Annotated in this window: 10 protein-coding genes, 1 tRNA gene and 5 pseudogenes; 12 read left to right on the top strand and 4 right to left on the bottom strand. The window is 63.1% G+C overall.

Annotated features, from left to right (window positions below; genetic code table 11):
* Positions 1-290: 290 nt before the first annotated feature.
* A complete protein-coding gene (gene pyk, locus YO9_RS0110650; RefSeq protein ID WP_016997454.1) occupies positions 291-1,820 on the top strand; it encodes a pyruvate kinase in 1,530 nt (509 codons plus the stop codon).
* Between the two features lie 955 nt (positions 1,821-2,775).
* Here pyk and YO9_RS0110645 read toward each other — a convergent pair.
* Positions 2,776-2,860, bottom strand: a tRNA-Leu gene (locus YO9_RS0110645).
* A 188-nt stretch (positions 2,861-3,048) separates the two neighbouring features.
* Here YO9_RS0110645 and YO9_RS0110640 point away from each other — a divergent pair.
* From YO9_RS0110640 to rpsA, 4 genes and pseudogenes are all read left to right on the top strand, one after another.
* Positions 3,049-3,662, top strand: a pseudogene (locus YO9_RS0110640) (ANTAR domain-containing response regulator).
* Positions 3,663-3,708: 46 nt separating this feature from the next.
* Positions 3,709-6,605: pseudogene (polA, locus tag YO9_RS0110635) on the top strand (DNA polymerase I).
* 160 nt (positions 6,606-6,765) lie between these two features.
* Entirely contained in the window at positions 6,766-8,034 is a 1,269-nt protein-coding gene (locus YO9_RS0110630) for a GNAT family N-acetyltransferase (RefSeq protein WP_223286414.1), read from the top strand.
* Between the two features lie 153 nt (positions 8,035-8,187).
* A complete protein-coding gene (rpsA, locus tag YO9_RS0110625) occupies positions 8,188-9,663 on the top strand; it encodes a 30S ribosomal protein S1 (RefSeq protein WP_016997451.1) in 1,476 nt (491 codons plus the stop codon).
* Positions 9,664-9,852: 189 nt separating this feature from the next.
* On the opposite strand, the gene YO9_RS0110620 is transcribed toward rpsA, so the two are convergent.
* A complete protein-coding gene (locus YO9_RS0110620; RefSeq protein ID WP_016997450.1) occupies positions 9,853-10,551 on the bottom strand; it encodes an IMPACT family protein in 699 nt (232 codons plus the stop codon).
* 145 nt (positions 10,552-10,696) lie between these two features.
* On the opposite strand from YO9_RS0110620, the gene YO9_RS0110615 reads away from it, so the two are divergent.
* The 7 genes and pseudogenes from YO9_RS0110615 (at position 10,697) to YO9_RS0110595 (ending at position 18,050) form a co-directional block, all read left to right on the top strand.
* Entirely contained in the window at positions 10,697-11,173 is a 477-nt protein-coding gene (locus YO9_RS0110615; protein WP_223286413.1) for a hypothetical protein, read from the top strand.
* A gap of 175 nt (positions 11,174-11,348) precedes the next feature.
* Positions 11,349-13,090, top strand: a pseudogene (locus YO9_RS0110610) (BCCT family transporter).
* The gene (gene coaE / locus YO9_RS18075; RefSeq protein ID WP_223286412.1) at positions 13,081-13,704 is read left to right on the top strand and encodes a dephospho-CoA kinase; all 624 of its coding nucleotides are present in this window, start codon (positions 13,081-13,083) and stop codon (positions 13,702-13,704) included. Before YO9_RS0110610 ends, coaE (YO9_RS18075) begins: the two are co-directional and overlap by 10 nt.
* Complete coding sequence (gene coaE / locus YO9_RS0110605) at positions 13,697-14,323, top strand: dephospho-CoA kinase (protein ID WP_016997447.1); 627 nt, start codon at positions 13,697-13,699, stop codon at positions 14,321-14,323. The genes coaE (YO9_RS18075) and coaE (YO9_RS0110605) overlap by 8 nt, the downstream gene beginning before the upstream one ends.
* Before the next feature lie 30 nt (positions 14,324-14,353).
* Positions 14,354-16,363 carry an excinuclease ABC subunit UvrB gene (gene uvrB / locus YO9_RS0110600; RefSeq protein ID WP_396350752.1) on the top strand — a complete coding sequence of 670 codons (2,010 nt, stop codon included), beginning with the start codon at positions 14,354-14,356 and terminating at the stop codon, positions 16,361-16,363.
* Positions 16,321-16,494 (top strand): annotated as a pseudogene (locus tag YO9_RS21625) (UvrB/UvrC motif-containing protein); the annotation flags it as partial. The gene uvrB and the pseudogene YO9_RS21625, both read left to right, overlap by 43 nt.
* Positions 16,495-16,710: 216 nt before the next feature.
* A pseudogene (locus tag YO9_RS0110595) lies at positions 16,711-18,050 on the top strand (TerC family protein).
* Positions 18,051-18,237: 187 nt separating this feature from the next.
* On the opposite strand, the gene YO9_RS0110590 reads toward YO9_RS0110595, so the two are convergent.
* Together YO9_RS0110590 and YO9_RS0110585 are read right to left on the bottom strand one after the other, a co-directional pair.
* Complete coding sequence (locus tag YO9_RS0110590; RefSeq protein ID WP_016997444.1) at positions 18,238-18,600, bottom strand: hypothetical protein; 363 nt, start codon at positions 18,598-18,600, stop codon at positions 18,238-18,240.
* 141 nt (positions 18,601-18,741) lie between these two features.
* A complete protein-coding gene (locus YO9_RS0110585; RefSeq protein WP_016997443.1) occupies positions 18,742-19,341 on the bottom strand; it encodes a hypothetical protein in 600 nt (199 codons plus the stop codon).
* Positions 19,342-19,454 lie beyond the last annotated feature (113 nt).

The following is a 19,454-nucleotide window of genomic DNA, read 5'->3' as shown; positions in this document are numbered from 1 at the left end:
GTGGTCTGGGCCATCGCCGAGGGTCGTGCCTGCGCCGCCGAGGTGGAGCGTCACCTGACCGGGCAGACGCGTTTGCCGCAGCCCGTGACGCCGTCGGAACGGGCGATTGATTTGAGCCTTTAGCTAAAGCCGGGCGAACCACCTACCTTGCCGTATCAATCCATTGCCCCCGTTGCTAAGCTGGGCAGTGAATTCCGGCAAAGTGGCCGTGCTGGAGCAGCTTCGCGCTGTTTCATCGCGGCCATTTTGCTGTATTCCCCCTGTAGTCTCCGACCGAAAGGGATTCACCCATGCGTCGAGCGAAGATCGTGGCCACCATTGGCCCGGCTATTTCCTCGTACGAGCACGTCACCCAGGCCATTCAGGCCGGAATGAATGTGGCTCGCCTGAACATGAGCCACGGTGATCACAACGTTCACAATGCCTCCTACGAGAACCTGCGACGGGCCAGCGAAGAACTCGAAACCACGGTGGCCATCCTCGCCGATCTGCAGGGCCCCAAGATCCGTCTGGGCGCATTCGCTAACGGCCCGTACAACCTGGAGGTGGGGGACACGTTCTCCATCACCACCGATGATGTCGAGGGTTCCCAGGAACTGGCCTCCACGACCCACAAGGGCTTGCCCGGTGACGTCAATGTTGGCGATCCGCTGTTGATCGACGACGGCAAGGTGGCGCTCAAGGCCACCAAGGTCACCGACAACACCGTGGAGACCGAGGTCATCGTGGGCGGGCCCGTGTCCAACCACAAGGGCATCAACCTCCCGGGTGTGGCCGTGAACGTCCCCGCGCTGAGCGACAAGGACGAGGACGACCTCCGCTGGGCGCTGCAGCGCGGCGTGGACATCATCGCGCTGTCCTTCGTGCGTGACGCCAAGGACATCTCCCGCGTGCACGAGATCATGGAGGAAGAGGGCCGCAAGATTCCGGTCATCGCCAAGATCGAGAAGCCGCAGGCGGTGGACAGCCTCCACGAGATCATCGATGCCTTTGACGGCATCATGGTCGCCCGTGGTGACCTGGGCGTGGAACTCCCGCTCGAGGCCGTGCCGATCGTGCAGAAGCGCGCCATCGAGTTGGCCCGCCGCTGGGCCAAGCCCGTAATCGTGGCCACCCAGGTGCTCGAGTCCATGATCGATAACCCGCGCCCCACCCGCGCCGAGGCCTCCGACTGCGCCAACGCCGTGCTCGACGGCGCGGATGCGGTCATGCTCTCGGGTGAGACCTCCGTGGGTAAGTACCCGGTCCAGACCATCGAGACGATGGCCAAGATCATCGAAGCCACCGAGACCCAGGGCATGGACCGCATGCCTCCGCTGGGCACCGAGCCCCGCACCCGCGGCGGCGCCGTGACCCGCGCGGCCGTGACCATGGCCCGCCAGCTGGACGTGAACTACATCTGTACGTTCACCCAGTCCGGTGATTCGGCTCGCCGTTTGTCGCGCCTGCGTCCCAGCCGCCCGATCCTGGCGTTCACCCCCGTGCAGAATGTGATGGCCTTGCTGTCGCTGCTGTGGGGCGTCCACCCCATCATGGTCAAGCAGGTCCACCACACGGATGAAATGACCAAGCAGGTCGACCACTACCTGCTCGAAAAGGGTCTGGCCAGCACCGATGATCTGGTGATCATCTGCGCCGGCTCACCTCCGGGCGTGGCTGGTTCCACCAACTTGGTCAAGGTCCACCGCGTGGGCGACCTGGACGACGCCGGCGAGGCTCCCGTCCGCGAAGCACACGAGCGTGTCGGCCCGTGGCGTGAATCCCTTCCCGGTTCCGCCGCGTGGCGTGAGCGTGATCGGTTAGTTCCGCAGCGTGAATGACCTCGGCGATCCGTGCACTCAGGTGCGCGGGTCGCCGTCGTTGTGTGGGCGGTGGAGTTCATGTTGGCCGGCCCTGGATTCTCGTGCCGGTGTCCCTTCCCTCGGTGCTCTTCCCTCCGTGCCCGTCCTTCGGTGCCCTTCCCGCGGTGCCTCCGGGCCCTGCATGACATGTGGTGCGCCGTCAGAACCGTGCAGCACACTTGGTGCGTCGCTAGAACCCTTCAGCGCCTCTAAGAGGGTTCTTACGAAACGTCAGCCGTGATGAAGGGTTCCAATAGCGCCTGGCGTGTGCACGAGAAACGCTTATGCTTCCGAGAGCTGCGTGAGGCACCTGGGTGGGCGTCACTCAGCCTGATGAACATTCGGGGCACGGGTTCGTGTCCTGAGCCTTCGTCTGGCATTCCTGGCAGAGGTTCGTAGCGTTGACGGGGTTTGAGCGGCGAACCTCGGCCCCAGATGTCGGCCGTGGGTTTCTCTGCCCCAGATGCTCACGGCCGTGGGTTCTGGAAAACTCCTCGGGATCATTGCGGGCCCCAGAACCCTGCACTTCACTCTTCTTGCGCTCCCGATCGGCGCGGACGACGTCGCCGCACCTGGCTCCGTCCGCGGCCACACCGGGATTCCGCCAACGCCCACGTCGTACCTAGGTTCCGTCCGCGGCCATACTTGGATTCCGCGGACGACGTCGCCGCACCTAGGTACCAGCCACGGCCACACCGGGATTCCGCCGACGACGCCGCCTCGCCACGATTTCGCCACCGCCCGCTCACATTCTGGGCGCCTTCAGAACCCCTCGTTACACCTGATGCGCCGCTAGGACCTTCTGGGGGAGCTGGAAGGGCTCTAAGGACACATGAGGTGCGGGGGAGGGTTCGTAGGGCACTTGGAACGCGTGCGACGTCGCACGCGTGCGCACGAAAAATCCCCGGAACAGCTGTCTGTTCCGGGGATCATTTGGTGCCCAAGGTGGGACTCGAACCCACACATGTCTCCATACTGCATTTTGAGTGCAGCGCGTCTGCCAATTCCGCCACTTGGGCAAGTGTTATGCAGATTCACAACTCATGGCTGTGAGCAGCGGGTAACAGCTTACACGATGAGCGGTAGGCTGAAGACCAATGCACCGTGCGCGCCCTTCCGTGTGGCGTGTCTCATGCCTGACCTGTCGTGATGGCGTGGTTTGATGCGGTGTTCAGTTTGATTCCCCTGCTATCCAAGGAGTTCCCCCGTGACGGAATCGCCCGAAGCGCCCACTCCCGCTCCCTCGAGTGCCCCCGCCAAGACCGTTGTGGTCGCTGAGGATGAGGCCCTGATCCGCATGGACATCGTGGAGATGCTCCGCGACGCCGGCTACAACGTGGTGGCCGAGGCCGAGAACGGCCAGCGCGCGGTGGACCTCGCCCGTGAACACACCCCTGACCTGGTGTTGATGGACGTGAAGATGCCTGTCATGGACGGCATCACGGCCGCCGAACAGATTGCGGAGGAGCGGATCGCCCCCGTGGTTCTGTTGACCGCATTCAGTCAGCGTGAACTGGTGGAACGTGCCCGCGAGGCAGGTGCCATGGCGTACGTGTCAAGCCCTTCACCGTGGATGACGTGGTGCCGGCCATTGAGATCGCGATGTCCCGCTTCGAGGAGATCTCCGCGTTGGAAAACGAGGTTGCGGACATGAAGGAACAGTTCGCCACGCGCAAACTCGTGGAGCGCGCCAAGTCCTTGCTGCAGACCAAGATGGGCCTGACCGAACCGGAAGCGTTCCGCTGGATCCAGAAGACCTCGATGGATCGCCGCTTGTCCATGCGCGAGGTCGCCGAGGCGATCATCAATCAGGTGGCCTGACAACTCACCTCTCCGACCGTTCCGGATGAGCGCCTAGGATGGACGGGTGAGTGAGACGAGCGACGCCCAGACCAACGCCAGCCAGGAAACCTCCGCCGATCCCGTGGTGGTGATCGGGGAGAAAACGGATTCCCCTCAAGAGATCACACTGCCCAGCACGGTCAGCCGTCCGGAGCAACGCCTCCTGCTGATCGACGGCCACTCGCTGGCCTTCCGTGCCTTCTTCGCGCTCTCGCGTGCGGCCGAGTACGGCAACGGACCGGCGTTCGTCACGTCAGAGGGCGTGCACACCGAGGGCGTCTATGGGTTCGTCAACACCATGGTCAAGCTGATCCGCGATTATCAGCCCACCCACCTCATTGTTTCCTTCGACCTCGAAGGCCCCACGCTGCGCTCCCAGGAGTACGGCGATTACAAGGCGGCCGCGACGAGACTCCCGAGGAGTTCCACGGCCAGGTCCCCAATATCGAACGCATCCTCAAGGCCCTCGGGGTTCCGGTCGTCACGCTCGAGGGTTACGAGGCCGACGACGTTCTGGCCACCTTGGCCACGCGCGGCGCCGCGGAGGACTTCGAGGTTCTCGTCTTCTCCGGTGACCGCGACGCGTTCCAGATGGTCAACGACCACGTGAACATTGTGTACCCGGGCCGCACCCCGTCGGATCTGCGCCGCATGGACGCCCAGGCCGTGTACGAGAAGTACAAGGTAGCCCCGCAGAACTACCCCGACCTCGCCGCACTCACCGGCGAGCAGGCGGACAACCTTCCCGGCGTCCCCGGTGTGGGCCCCGGCTTCGCCGCCAAGTGGATCACCTCCTACGGCACCGTGGAGTCCGTGCTCGAGCATGCGGACAAGATCACCGGCAAGAAGGGCGAAGCGCTGCGCGAGAACCTGGACCTCGTACGTCGCAACCGCAAGCTCAACCGACTGGAAACCGACCTCGATCTCGACATCGACTTCGAGCGGGCGGCACTTCCGACTCCGGACACCGACAAGGTGGACGAGGTCTTTGACGAACTCGAATTCGGCTCCGGCCTGCGCGGCCGACTCCTCGACGCCTTCGACCCCGGGGACAGCGGGCCCAGCTCGGACGCTCCCGTGGTGAGCGCGGTCCACCGCGTGACCACGGTGGAGCAGTGGCAGGAGTGGCTCGAAGAGAACAAAGACACCGAATCACCCGTAGTGGTGCGGCGCCTGCTGCCGGATCCCAAGGCGGCGTCGGGCGGGGAAGTCACGGCACTGGTCTTCACCGCGAACACGGCGGCCGTGGTTGACCTGGTTGCGGCAGATCAGGAACTGGCCAACGCCGTGGACCAGTGGCTCGAGGACGACCGGCAGCTCAAGATCGTGGACGGTCTCAAGGACCTGTTCCACGGTCTCGTGGACCGCGGCGTCACCCTGGACGGCGTGTACGACGACGTTCAGCTGTCCGGGTATCTCGTGCGTCCCGCACTGCGCAGCTACGACCTGGACGCGCAGCTGGCCCAGCACCTGGAACTCGAGGTGCCCGAGGTCGGTGATGCGGCGGCGTCGTCGAAGAAGGGCAAGGCTGCGCAGACCGAACTGGACCTGGGCGAGGACAAGGGCCTGGACGACATACCGGACGATGTCCTCAACCGCGAAGCGAGCCTGGGTGCCGCGTGCGCTCAGTTGAGCCACCACCTGCGTGCCCTGCTGGAAGCGGACGGACAATTGCCGCTGCTGCTCGATCTGGAAATGCCGCTCGCGGTGATCTTGGCGCGCATGGAGAACGTGGGTATCGCGATCGACAAGCCCGGGATCGACCAGCTGTACAAGGACCTGCAGCAGCCCATCGACCAGAACAAGGAGATGGCGCAGGCGCAGATTGAGGGCACGGTCAACCTGGGTTCGCCCAAGCAGTTGCAGACCGTCATGTTCGAGGAATTGGGCCTGCCCAAGACCAAGAAGACCAAGACCGGCTACACCACGGATGCCGCGGCGGTGGCGGATCTGCTGGGCCGGGTGGACCCCGAGACGCAGGGTTCGCGATTCCTGGTGGCGCTCATGAACTGGCGCGAGTACTCCAAGCTCAAGCAGATCGTGGAGGGCCTGCGCAAGGCGATCTCCGATGACGGCCGGATCCACACAACCTACATGCAGACGGTGGCGGCAACCGGGCGACTGTCCTCGACCGATCCCAACCTGCAGAACATCCCGGTGCGCACCGAGCAGGGTCAGCGGATCCGCAACGTGTTCGTGGTCGGCTCGGACGAGGAGGGCCCGTTCGAGACCCTCATGACCGCGGACTACTCGCAGATCGAAATGCGCATCATGGCGCACCTGTCCGGGGACGAGGCGCTGATCGAGGCGTTCCGAGCGGGGGAGGACCTGCACCGTTTTGTGGGTTCGCGCGTGTTCAACGTGGCCCCCGAAGAGGTCACCGCTCAGATGCGTTCCAAGGTCAAGGCCATGAGCTACGGGCTGGTATACGGCCTGAGCTCTTACGGCCTGTCGCAGCAGCTCAACATCCCGGTGGACGAGGCCCGGACCATGATGAGCGAGTACTTCGAACGTTTCGGCGGCGTGCGGGACTTCCTGCGAGGTGTCGTGGACGAGGCCCGCGAGAAGGGCTACACGGAAACGATCGAAGGCCGACGCCGCTACCTCCCGGAGCTCACGAGCGACAACCGACTCGCACGCCAGGCCGCGGAGCGTGCAGCCCTGAACGCGCCGATCCAGGGTTCCGCGGCGGACATCATCAAGAAGGCCATGATCGGTGTGGATCGCGCCCTCGGCGAGCAGGATCTCCGCTCGCGTGTGCTGCTGCAGGTCCATGACGAACTGATCGTGGAGGTGGCCCCGGGCGAGACCGAGGCCGTGGAGAAGATTCTCCGCGAAGAGATGGCCAATGCCGCCGAGCTGACCGTCCCGTTGGACGTCAACGTGGGCACCGGCCGCACGTGGCAACAGGCCGCGCACTAAACACTTTTGTTCTTACCCCCAGGAGGAATCCACGCATGACCACTCACCCGGCCAACGAGCCTCGGACCGAGCAGTACAGCGCCAAGGGCAACACTTACCGGGTGACGTGCTTCGGCGCGGGACCGGGTGGCGTTGATGAGAACGCGAGGCAGTCGAGTGGTTGCGAGCGGTCAGCCAGGGCTTCCATGGCCCGGAGCCCTCCAAAGAGTCCCTTGAGAAGGACCTTGTCTGGTTGCACGGTGAGCACGTTCGCTTGCGGGCCGTGTACAGCGAGGATCCGGTGCCCCCGGCGGCGCTGGGCGACGAGCGTCCCGTTGCCACGTACTGCTCATGGAATTCGAACCTCACCCTGGGCGCGGACCAGCAGTTGCCCGCGTGGTTGGTATCAGAAGTGACGGTGCGTCCCACCCACGCCCGCCGCGGCATCCTGCGTCGCATGATGACGGCTGATCTCACCGAGGCTCACGAGGCAGGCGTCCCGATTGCCGCGCTGACCGCTTCGGAGGCGACCATTTACGGCCGGTTCGGTTTTGGCGCCGGCACGTTCAACACGGAGGTCGCGGTCGCGGCGGAGTCCGGTTTGAAACTCAAGGCACCGTCCGTGGGTCGTGTGGAAATGGCCGACAACAAGGCTGTGGCGGAACTGGCACCGCAGATCTTCGAAGAGTTCCACAAGCTCACGCCCGGCTCCCTCACGCGCACGAGCAAGTGGTGGGATTACGTGAGCGGTCAGTTCGACTGGCACACAGGCAAGGCCGACCCGGAAGTCCGCACCGCGGTCCACTACGACGAGCACGAGCGCGCGGACGGCTACGTCAGCTACAAGTTCGTGCGCCGCAGCGGTTTCAAAGGCACCTTGGAAGTCGTGGACCTGGTCTCGCCCAGCGCCCAGGTGCGGATTGCCCTGTGGGAGTACCTGTGCGGTCTGGACCTGGTCACTGAGGTGCGATACCCCAACGCCCAGATGGAAGACCCGCTGATGTGGGGCATGGTCGATATGGCCGACTACGAGGTGCGCAAGCGCTACGAACGCTTGTGGCTGCGCATCCTGGACCCGGTCGCCGCACTGTCCGCCCGCCCGTACCGCTCCCACCGTAAGGTCACCGTGTCGCTCGTGGACTCGCTCGGCTTCGCGGACGGTCTCTACACGATCGACACGACCGGCGAGCAGCCCGTGGTCGAGCGGGTGGGGGATCGGCCCCGCACCGACGACGACGCCGCGGGCAAGTCCATGCCTCGCGTCGAGTTGCCCGACGGCGCTGACGTGGCCATGAACATCGACGCTTTGGGTTCGTTGTACCTGGGCGCGGTGAAAGCATCCACCCTCTACTATGCCGGTTTGATCAAGGTGCGGAACCTGGATGCCCTGGACGATCTGCAGTCGCTGATGTCCACATCCGAGCACCCGTATTGCATCTCCCCGTTCTAGGTAGCTTGAACCGCCCGCCCTTGATGCCTAGACTGGTGCAGTGCGTATTCATTCGCGCGCCCAAAGCACGTTTCGTTCACTGCACTACGCGTCTTACAAGACACGAGCGGTGAACACAGACCATTCAAACTAATCCATCGGAGTCCCTACTACATGACCACCACCACCCCGCAGGTTGCCGTCAACGACATCGGAACTGAAGAGGATTTCCTCGCCGCTGTCGACGCAACCATCAAGTACTTCAACGACGGCGACCTCGTGGAAGGCACCGTCGTCAAGGTCGACCGCGACGAGGTCCTCTTGGACATCGGCTACAAGACCGAAGGCGTAATCCCCTCTCGCGAGCTGTCCATCAAGCACGACATCAACCCTGACGATGTTGTTGCCGTGGGTGATGAGGTCGAGGCTCTGGTTCTCACCAAAGAGGACAAAGAAGGTCGCCTGATCCTCTCCAAGAAGCGCGCTCAGTACGAGCGTGCCTGGGGCGACATCGAGAAGGTCAAGGAAGAAGACGGCGTCGTCACCGGTACCGTCATCGAGGTCGTCAAGGGTGGCCTCATCCTCGACATCGGCTTGCGCGGCTTCCTGCCCGCCTCCTTGGTCGAGATGCGTCGCGTTCGCGACCTGGCTCCGTACATCGGCCAGCAGCTCGAAGCCAAGATCATCGAGCTGGACAAGAACCGCAACAACGTGGTCCTGTCCCGCCGTGCATGGCTCGAGCAGACCCAGTCCGAGGTTCGCGCCAACTTCCTGCAGCAGCTGCAGAAGGGCCAGGTTCGCACCGGCACCGTGTCCTCCATCGTCAACTTCGGTGCCTTCGTGGACCTCGGTGGCGTCGACGGCCTGGTGCACGTGTCCGAGCTGTCCTGGAAGCACATCGACCACCCCTCCGAGGTCGTCGAGGTTGGCCAGGAAGTCACCGTCGAGGTTCTCGACGTGGACATGGACCGCGAGCGTGTTTCGCTGTCCCTCAAGGCCACCCAGGAAGATCCCTGGCAGCTCTTCGCACGCACCCACGCCCTGGGCCAGGTTGTCCCGGGCAAGGTCACCAAGCTGGTTCCCTTCGGTGCGTTCGTGCGCGTCGAAGACGGCATCGAGGGCCTGGTGCACATCTCCGAGCTGGCACAGCGCCACGTGGACATGGCCGAGCAGGTCGTCTCCGTCAACGAGGAACTGTTCGTCAAGGTCATCGACATCGACCTGGACCGTCGCCGCATCTCGCTGTCCCTGAAGCAGGCCAACGAGGGTGTGGACCCCGAGTCCACCGAGTTCGATCCCGCTCAGTACGGCATGGCTGCCGAGTACGACGAGCAGGGCAACTACAAGTACCCCGAGGGCTTCGATCCCGAGACCAACGAGTGGATCGAAGGCTACGAGGAGCAGCGCGCAGCTTGGGAGCAGCAGTACGCTGACGCCCAGTCCCGCTGGGAAGCTCACAAGGAACAGGTGCAGAAGCACCTGGCCGAGGACCAGGAAGCTGCCGTTTCCTCCTCGAACTCCAGCTCCAGCAGCAACAGCGGCCCCGCAGCTCCGACCAGCTACTCCTCCGAGGCTCCGGCCGAGGATGCAGGCACCCTGGCTTCTGACGAAGCACTGGCTGCTCTGCGCGAGAAGCTGACCGGTAACTGATTCACGGATGAGCTGAACCGCTCCGGCGGTTCGGTCATCTGAATCGCAGAACCCCGCACGGAATCCGTGCGGGGTTCTGTCGTGTCCGAGGTCAGGTGAGGTTGGTCAGCGATGTTCGTTGCGTGAGTGATATTCGTTGCGGGGGAGGAGCGCCCGTGGATTGCTGGCGGGTGTGCGGGTTGGAAAGAACTACAGCAAGGGGATGTCGTGCCAGTCCACCCCACCGAGTTCGGGCGTGTACTGTCCGGCAGTCAGTGAGGTCACGGTGTCCAGGGCATTCTGGACATCCCGCTCACGATCGGGGACCGCGAGAGTGAGCACCGCGGCGTCGGCCTCGTAACTGGTGGGCAGCACCGTGAACCCGGCCGTGCGCACGTCGTCCTCGATGCGACCGGCGTCAGAATGGTCGAGTCGAACGGCCAGAGAACGTGAGCGCATGCGGGTCTTGAGCGGGGCGGTCTCGAGCGCCTCGGCGACCGCTCCGGAGTAAGCACGCACCAGCCCGCCGGCACCGAGCTTGACCCCGCCGAACCAGCGAACCACCACCGCGCAGATGTCGGAGAGGTCGCCCTCGAGTTCCCGTTCGCGCTGCGTCGGTGACTTGTGGGACGTCAGGGTCTGCATCATGGGCATGCCCGCGGTGCCGGACGGCTCGCCGTCGTCGGACGTGCGACCTGTCTCGCGAGTGGGGCCCAAAAGGAAGGCCGAACAATGGTGACGAGCGTCGCGGTACTGGGCCTTGGTCTCGGCGATGAAGTCTCGTGCTCCCTCTTCGGAATCGACCCGGCTCAAGAGGGCAAGGAATCGGGATTTCTTGATCTCGATCTCGTGTGAGTGCACGGAATTCGCACGCAGCACCGTATAGGACACGTTGGGGTCGATGGGCATGAGTGCCAGTCTAGAGTGCGGCCACCGGACGACCTCGGAGCGGCTAAGCGTCGTTACCCGCGAGGAGCTTTCTCGTGTGCCTTGTATCACAGGACCGCTGGGAGGAACATGGCGTGCAATAGCACTCGAGAAAGTGGTGGCCGCCATGAGCATGACAACACGGCGTGAAGAATCTCTCGGTTCATCGGCACGCAATCGACAGATCGACCCCGAGGTCGACAATCACGTGAGGAAACTGCTGACGCTCACCATCGTGTCCGGTTTGCTGTACCTCACGACCATCATTACCAATATCATCACCGGTCAGATTACTCATCGCGCTTTCGAGGATGCGCCCTTCGGTGCGCCACCGGAAAGCGCGTACTGGGTCGGGGCGGTGGTCGGACTGATCTTGCTCGTGGGTATGTACATGGCCGTGTACATCCCTCTGCGCAAGCGGCTCCGCGAAGGCTGGTACGCCGGCGCCGTGTTCGCGACCGTGGGTCTGATCCACGCCGCATTGTCCGCGGTGGTGGCACCGGGAAATCTGCTCCTGGGTCTACCCGGCATAGCGTTGGTGCTGGTCAACGGGATCTGGCTGTTCATTGCGTTCCGGCCCGGCGTGCGCGAGGGGCTCGGCTGACACCGACGGGTGGTCGTAGCTGGAGACAACCGAACGTTACGAAGAAGTAACGGTCTCCGTTGACGGTGCGCCAATAACTGCGAGTTCGTGACCGGTCGGTACAGTGGTTGACCGTTATCCACCGGTCGTGAGCTGACTCACGGTGCCGGCACCGACGATCCGGAAGCAATGGAACATGCTCAACCGTTTGCATGATCGACTAGGCCTGAGAACCACACCCTCCATCTTTTTCATTTCCGCCGGACTGATTGTCCTGTTCACCGCAGCCATGGGATTCTTTCCCGATCAGGTGCAGGGGTTCTTCGGTACCGTGTCCACCGCCTTGCGGTACCAAGTCGGCTGGTTCTTCACCTTCAGTGTGACGTTCATGGTGATCTTTGCCATCGGCCTCGCACTCAGCAGGTACGGGCGCCTCAAAATAGGCGACGACGATTCCGAACCGAGTACTCGGGCATCGCCTGGTTCGGCATGCTGTTCGCGGCGGGCCTCGGCGCGGTCCTCATGTTCTGGGGCGTGGCAGAGCCCATGAATCACTACGCAAATCCGCCCATGTACGGCACGGAGCCATTCTCGGATCAGGCCGCGGTGGAAGCGTTGAACATCTCCAATTTCCACTTCGGGCTGCATATGTGGGGCATCTTCATTGTTCCCGGGTTGGCGTTCGGCTACTTCACGTACAAGCGGAAGCTACCCCCGCGAGTGTCGTCCGCTTTCCAGCCCCTGCTGGGTGACGGCATCCACGGCCCCATTGGCAAGGCCATCGACATCATGGCGATAGTGGCTACGGTGTTCGGACTGGGCGTGTCCGTGGGTTTGGGCGCCATGCAGATCAACAGCGGCATGAACTACGTGTACGGCATTCCCATGGCCGGCTGGATCCAGGCGGCGATCATCGCCGTGGTCACCGCTGTGGGACTTGCGTCCGTGATCGCGGGCATGGACAAGGGCGTGAAGCGACTGTCCTACATCAACATCGTGGCGGCCGTGGCGTTGCTCGTTTTCATCCTGATGGCCGGCGCCAGCATGTCCCTGATGCGTGGAATGGTCGAATCTGCCGGCAGCTATCTCAACGCGCTGCCCACGCTGGCGTTCTTCAACGACACGTTCGGCAACGGCGAATGGTCGGGTGACTGGACGGTCTTCTACTGGGCTTGGACGGTGACCTGGGCACCCTTCGTGGGTATGTTCGTGGCCAAGATCTCGCGCGGGCGCACCATCCGTCAGTTCGTGGTCGGTGTGTTGGGTGTGCCCTCTGTGTTCGTGGTGATCTGGATGGCCATCTACGGATTGAGCGCTTTCCAGATCGATCGCGCCGAAGGCACGGAACGGTCCATGACCGAAACGATTGTCGAAGAGGGCAACGTGGAAGCGGCCCTGTTCCAGTTGCTGCAGAACTTCCCCTTCTTCGAAGCCACTGCCGTCCTTGCACTGGTAGTCATTACGATCTTCTTCATCACCTCCATCGACTCGGGCGCCTTGGTGATGGACTCGATGGCATCGGGTTATGAGGACCAAGGGCCCCGACGACAGCGTGTTTTCTGGGCGCTGTCCGTCGGAGCTGTGTGCGCGGCCATCATCACGACCTCGGGCGAGGGCGGTCTTGCGGCACTGCAGGAAGTGATCATCGTGATCGGCGCACCGGTCATGCTGATGTCCCTGCTGCAGTCGCTCATGCTGTTCCAAGCCATCCGCGAGGATGCGGGCACGGCCAAGCCCATTCGCACGCGGCAATGGAAGCAAGTTCTTCCCGTCGAGGAGTACCACCGACGGGCACGCGAAGGTTCCACCGCGGTGGACGACTACGTGATGCGTCCCGAGTACGAGGTGGGGACGGAACCCGAGCACAATACCCACCAGCCCCGTACGTGCACTGGCAGCGTGAAAAGGAAGGGCAGCCGGTTCTGCAAATGGCCCTGATCGGTGGCTACTCGGCGGGTAAGACCACCGTGGCCCAGGCCTTCGAGGATCTGGGTGCCACCGTGGTGGACAATGACGAGATCTGGGCCCATGTGCTGCGCCCGGGCACCGAGGCCCACGCCGAGATCGCCCGGATGTTCGGGGACACGGTCATGGCACCGAACGGTTCCGTGGACCTGGCTGCGCTCACCGAACTGAAGTCGAACAACGAGACGGCACGGGACAGGATCAACGAACTCGTGCTGCCGTTGGTGCGGGAAGAGTCACGCCATCGTGGTCGCCGCGCCGGCCCGGACACGGTGCTGGTCCAGGACGTCCGTGATTTGGTGGAGTCGGGTCAGTCCGAACGGTTCGACGTGGTCATCGCCGTCGAAGCGCCCGCGGATGTCCGCGTGGAGCGCATGGTGCGGGAAGCGGGTATCACCCGCGAGGAGGCCTGGGACCGAGTGGACGATTCCACGAGCGACGACGAGCGCCGCGAGATCGCGGACGTGGTGGTCGACAACGACGGCGACAACGAGTACCTCCGCTCGCAGGTCCGGCAGATCTGGGACGAGTACGTGGTGCCGGCGGTTCCTGAAATCGCGGATCGGAAGGATGCCGTTCGTGACTGATGAGAGTCCTTCGAGCAACACTCGCGGCTCCGTGACGGTGGGCCTGACCGGTGGCATTGCCTCCGGCAAGTCCACCGTCTCCCGCAGGCTCGCGGAGTTGGGTGCTGTCGTGATCGATGCCGATGCCATCGCCAGGAACCTTCAGAAGCCGGGGGAGCGAGGGCTCGTCGGTATTCGGAACCACTTCGGTGACTCGGTGATCGACCCGAGCACGGGCGAGCTCTTGCGCCAGGAACTCGCGAATATTGTTTTCAACGATGAACTGCAACTTGAAGCTCTGAACGGCATCATCCACCCGATGGTTCGCGAAGAGACTGCTCGACTCATCAGTGAGGCCGCACCGGGTTCGGTGATCGTCTACGACATGCCGCTGCTGGTGGAGACCGGTCAGCATGCGGACATGGACCAGGTTCTGGTGGTCGAGACTCCGGTCGAGGAGCGGGTTCGTCGCATGGTCACCGATCGCGGCATGGACGCCGACGACGCTCGGCGCCGGATTGCCGCGCAGGCCACGGATGAGCAACGACGGGCGGTGGCCACCACCGTGTTCGACAACTCAGGGACCGTGGATGAGTTGGTGCACCAGGTTGACGAATGGTGGCGTTCACAGGCCGGTTAGCGTGTCGGAGAGGGCGCGTACTCTGGTGGCATGTCGCTGGCTCAGAAAATCAATCGCGTCGTCGCACCGTTCGAGGTGGTCTCCGAATTCCAGCCCGCGGGTGATCAGCCCAAGGCCATTGCGGAACTGACCGAACGTATTCAGGGTGGCGAAAAAGACGTCGTCCTGATGGGTGCCACGGGTACGGGTAAATCGGCTACCGCGGCGTGGCTGATCGAGGCCGTCCAGCGACCCACGCTCCTTCTGGTGCAGAACAAGACGCTGGCCGCACAGTTGGCCAACGAGTTGCGTGAGCTGCTGCCCAACAACGCGGTCGAGTACTTCGTGTCCTACTACGACTACTACCAGCCGGAGGCGTACGTCCCGCAAACGGACACCTTCATCGAGAAGGACTCCTCCATCAACGAGGAAGTCGAACGGTTGCGTCACTCCGCGACCAACGCACTGTTGACCCGCCGCGACACCGTGGTCGTCTCCACCGTGTCCTGCATCTACGGTCTGGGTACGCCGGAAGAGTACGTCAAGCAAATGGTCACCCTTGCCGTGGGGCAGGAAATGGACCGGGACGATCTGCTGCGCCAGTTCGTCAACATGCAGTACGCCCGCAACGACGTCGATTTCCACCGCGGAACGTTCCGCGTGCGCGGGGACACCGTGGAAATCATCCCCATGTACGAAGAACTGGCCATTCGCATCGAGTTCTTCGGGGACGAGATCGAGTCGATCTACACCCTGCACCCGCTGACGGGGGAGATCGTCAACGAGGAACAGGAAATGTACGTGTTCCCGGCCTCCCACTACGTGGCCGGTGCCGAGCGCATGGCCCGTGCGGTGGAGACCATCCAGAACGAGCTGCAGGAACGACTTCAGGAATTGGAGTCCCAGAACAAGCTCGTCGAGGCCCAGCGGCTGCGCATGCGCACCACGTACGACCTCGAGATGATGGAGCAGATGGGCTACTGCAACGGCATCGAGAACTATTCGTTGCACATTGACGGTCGCCCGCGGGGAACCGCGCCGCACTGTCTGCTGGATTACTTCCCGGACGACTTTCTGCTCATCATTGACGAGTCCCACGTGACCGTGCCCCAGATCGGCGGCATGTATGAGGGCGACATGTCCCGTAAGCGCACGCTGGTGGAACACGGTTTCCGTCTGCCCTCTGCCATGGACAACCGGCCGTTGAAGTTCGACGAGTTCCTGGAACGCATCGGCCAGACCATGTACATGTCCGCCACACCGGGCAAGTACGAAATGGCCAAGGTGGATTCCGCGGTCGAGCAGATCATTCGTCCCACCGGCCTGGTGGATCCGCAGGTCGTCGTCAAGCCCACCAAGGGCCAGATCGACGATCTACTGGAGCAGATCGAGCTGCGCGTGGAACGAAACGAACGTGTGCTGGTTACCACCCTCACCAAGCGCATGGCCGAGGATCTCACCGAGTACCTCATGGAACACGGCGTGCGCGTCCAGTACCTGCACTCGGACGTGGACACGCTCAAGCGCGTGGAACTGCTGCGGGACCTGCGCATGGGCACCTTTGACGTGCTCGTGGGTATCAACCTGCTGCGTGAGGGTTTGGACCTTCCGGAGGTCTCCCTGGTGGCCATCCTGGACGCCGATAAGGAAGGATTCCTGCGCTCCACCACGTCACTGATCCAGACCATTGGCCGTGCCGCCCGTAACGTCTCCGGTGAAGTGCACATGTACGCGGACAAGATCACGGACTCCATGGCAACGGCCATCGACGAGACCAATCGTCGCCGGGAGATCCAGGTGGCGTACAACAAGGAACACGGGATCGATCCCCAACCACTGCGCAAGCGCATCGCGGACATCACCGATCAGCTGGCCCGCGAGGACGAAGACACCAAAACCCTGCTGGCCCAGCGGCTGCCGCCAACGACCACACGGCGCCGGTCAAGGGAGGCAAGAAGAAGAGCGCGTCCGAGTCCCAACGAGAGGCTGCGTCAAAGGCCGAATCCAAGCTTCTGCGAGACGGTGTGCAGGCTGCTCCTGCGGAGGACTTGGTCGAGCTGATCGAACAGTTGAGCGAGCAAATGCGGAACGCCGCGGCCGAGCTGCAGTTCGAACTCGCCGCCCGGCTCCGTGATGAATTGGCGGACCTCAAAAAGGAATTGCGGCGCATGAAAGATGCCGGTCACGCCTGACCTGCTTTACCGTCTGTGTAAACTAGGGCGAACCATAACGTGGGGGAGTATCCCTAAGAGCTGTGAACGTCAGCACGAGCGGCAAAGATGTCACTCCGGGCGCAGCAACCGATCACCACGGTGCCAAGACCACTTTCACCAGTGAGTCGACCGAGCGCCGATCGGTGGAGAGACCCACGGTAATAATCCGGATCTCTCAACGGAAAGTGCTGACACATGGAAATTACCGGCCTGCAATGGGGCATCACCCTTGCATTGATTCTGGGCCTGCTGGCCTATGACTTCTTCTTCCACGTGCGGAAGCCGCACGAGCCCACCATCAAAGAGGCCGCTATCTGGTCCTCGGTATACGTGGGCATTGCTCTGCTCTTCGGTCTGGTCATCCTGTGGATGGACGGACCGCAGCTCACGGCTGAGTACTACGGCGGTTACATCACGGAGAAGGCGCTGTCGGTCGACAACCTGTTCGTCTTCCTGATCATCATCGCGTCCTTCAAGGTTCCCCGCGCGGACCAGCAAAAGGTCCTGCTGTTCGGCATCGTGTTCGCACTGATCGCCCGTACCGTCTTCATCTTCATCGGTGCCGCGGCCATCAACGCCTTCTCGTGGGTGTTCTACCTGTTCGGCCTGATCCTGATTTACACCGCGGGCAAGCTCATTGCCGGTGAGGTCAAGGATTCGGAATCGGACGAAGCGGACAACTTTGTGGTGCGCTTGGCCAAGAAGGTTCTGCCGACCACCGACTACTACGACGGCGACAAGCTGTTCACCATGGAGAACGGCAAGAAGGTCATGACCCCCATGCTGTTGGTCATGGTGGCCATCGGTGGTACTGACATTCTGTTCGCCCTGGACTCCATCCCAGCAATCTTCGGTCTGACCCAGGAACCGTACATCGTGTTCACGGCCACTGCGTTCTCGCTCATGGGTCTGCGTCAGCTGTACTTCCTGATCGACGGCCTGTTGGATCGCCTGATCTACCTCTCGTGGGGCCTGTCGCTCATCCTGCTGTTCATCGGTATCAAGCTGATGCTGCACGCTCTGCACGAGAACACGCTGCCCTTCATCAATGACGGCCAGCACGTTCCCGTTGTCGAGGTCAGCATCGGACTGTCCCTCACCGTGATCATCTCGTTCTGATCATCACCGTGTTGGCCTCCCTGTACAGCCCCAAGGGTCGTGCCCTGCGCATCATTCAGAAGACTCAGGATCTCTCCGAGAAGTACCTGGCTCTGCCCCAGGATGCACCGGCCGAGGAGCGCAACCGCATCTCCACCAAGATCGCGGAACTCACCCAGCAGTTCCCCAAGATCTCGGAGAAGCACAAGGAAGAGCTCATCGACTCGCGTGCCAAGTTCCGCAAGATGGTGGATACGGTGCACGGTCAGCAGCAGGAATTCGAATCCACGGGCGAGGTCAAGACTCCGTCCCCGGATCTCGATCAGGACGATGTCGATTCGGCAGCCCCCACGGCCACGGTGCAGCCCACCGGTAAGGCCGCCGACGGCGACGGTCCTGAGGGTCATTCCTCCGGAGGCTCGTCCGCAGTCCGCTGATAGTCCCGAATCGGTTTGTTTAGACCGTCGGATTGACGACGCCGCCCGCGCACCTCAGGTGCGCGGGCGGCGTCTTATTCGTGCCTCGGCCCGCCCCCGATCATGTCCGTGTGGGGTGAAGCAGATCGAAGGCAGCTTCAGGCATCGACCGAGGAAAGGGGTACAGGCCGTTCTCGCGGCCGTTACCTCAGGAGCGCCAGGCTCCGAAGGGGCCTGGGTCCGTGGTGCACCACAGGGCCGCTGCGGCGAAGAGCGCGGCCCACAAGAGTGACGCCAGCGTGCCGATGATGAACTGTTCGCGTTGCCGTGCGTTGGTGAACTCCCCGTAGCGGGCCAGACCCTTGACGGCCACGACTACGCCGATGCCGGCCACGTGTCCCGTGAGCAGTGACGCGATGGTGGCAGAACGCTCCAGGAACCCAATGACCAGACCACCCCGCAACGGTGGAGTGACCGGTTCCGGGGGCGGATCCTGACCGTTCCACGGGTTGGGATCGGGGGAGGGGCGCTCGTGGGACACATCCGCCAGATTGAACACCCAGCGCACCACGAGGTCTCCGGACAGGTTCCCGCCACCAGGAGCGCGGGGTAGCCCATTCGCGGGGGACCGTGCCGGCCACCGCGGTCCACACGATGGTGGTCACGACCAGTGCGGCCGGGAGGACAGCGTCCAGGAAAATGCGGGAGATCTTCACGGGCCCTCCGGGTGCTCGTTGGCCAGTTCCAGGAACGTGAGAACTGTGGGGTGCACGGCACTCTCTTGACTCCAGAGCGCCGAAGACAGCCTGCGGGACACCGAAGATTGGGCGATGTCCAGCTCCTGTGCAATGCGCTGCTGGGTGAGGCCCTGCTCGGCGAGATCGGTGGCCTCCCTGGCGGTGTCCGTCCGGCGTTCCCGCACGGCGCACGCGAGGGTGAGAACGGCCTGTGCGTGGGATGCCCATTCAGATCCGCGCACCGCCGGGTACCCCGTGTCCTTCGAGGCGCTGACAGCCTCTCGCGCGGCCACGAAGGCAGGACCGGTGGCCTCGTTGACGTTGTCCGGGAGGGGCGTGTCCACGGGGCCGATTCCCAGACCCACGTGCCATTCCTGTTCATCCGCCAAGGTGAGGACCACCGCGAGGACGTCTTCCGGTGTTTCGTACAGGGCCTGGAGTTCGTCGCCGGCGCTGATCTGCCAATCCAGAACTGTCCGGGGGAAATCGGCCGCGAAGCGATCGCGGTGCTCGAGCATGGCGAGCGACTCGGGGTCCTCGCGAGATCCCCGGCGATCCACGGTCAGTGCGTACATGGCATCCTCCTGGGAGTCCCTTGGTCACGAAGTCTCGGCTGCCGCCATGTCTCGGCTTTCGCTATGCTACATGCACTTCTCACTGCATACTAGCTGCTTATGCACTAAGAGCT

It is taken from the genome of Kocuria atrinae C3-8 (assembly GCF_000286355.1).
GTDB lineage: Bacteria > Actinomycetota > Actinomycetes > Actinomycetales > Micrococcaceae > Kocuria > Kocuria atrinae_A.
Note: the sequence above shows the minus strand (reverse complement) of the source record. Positions and strands in the feature narration are given on the sequence as shown.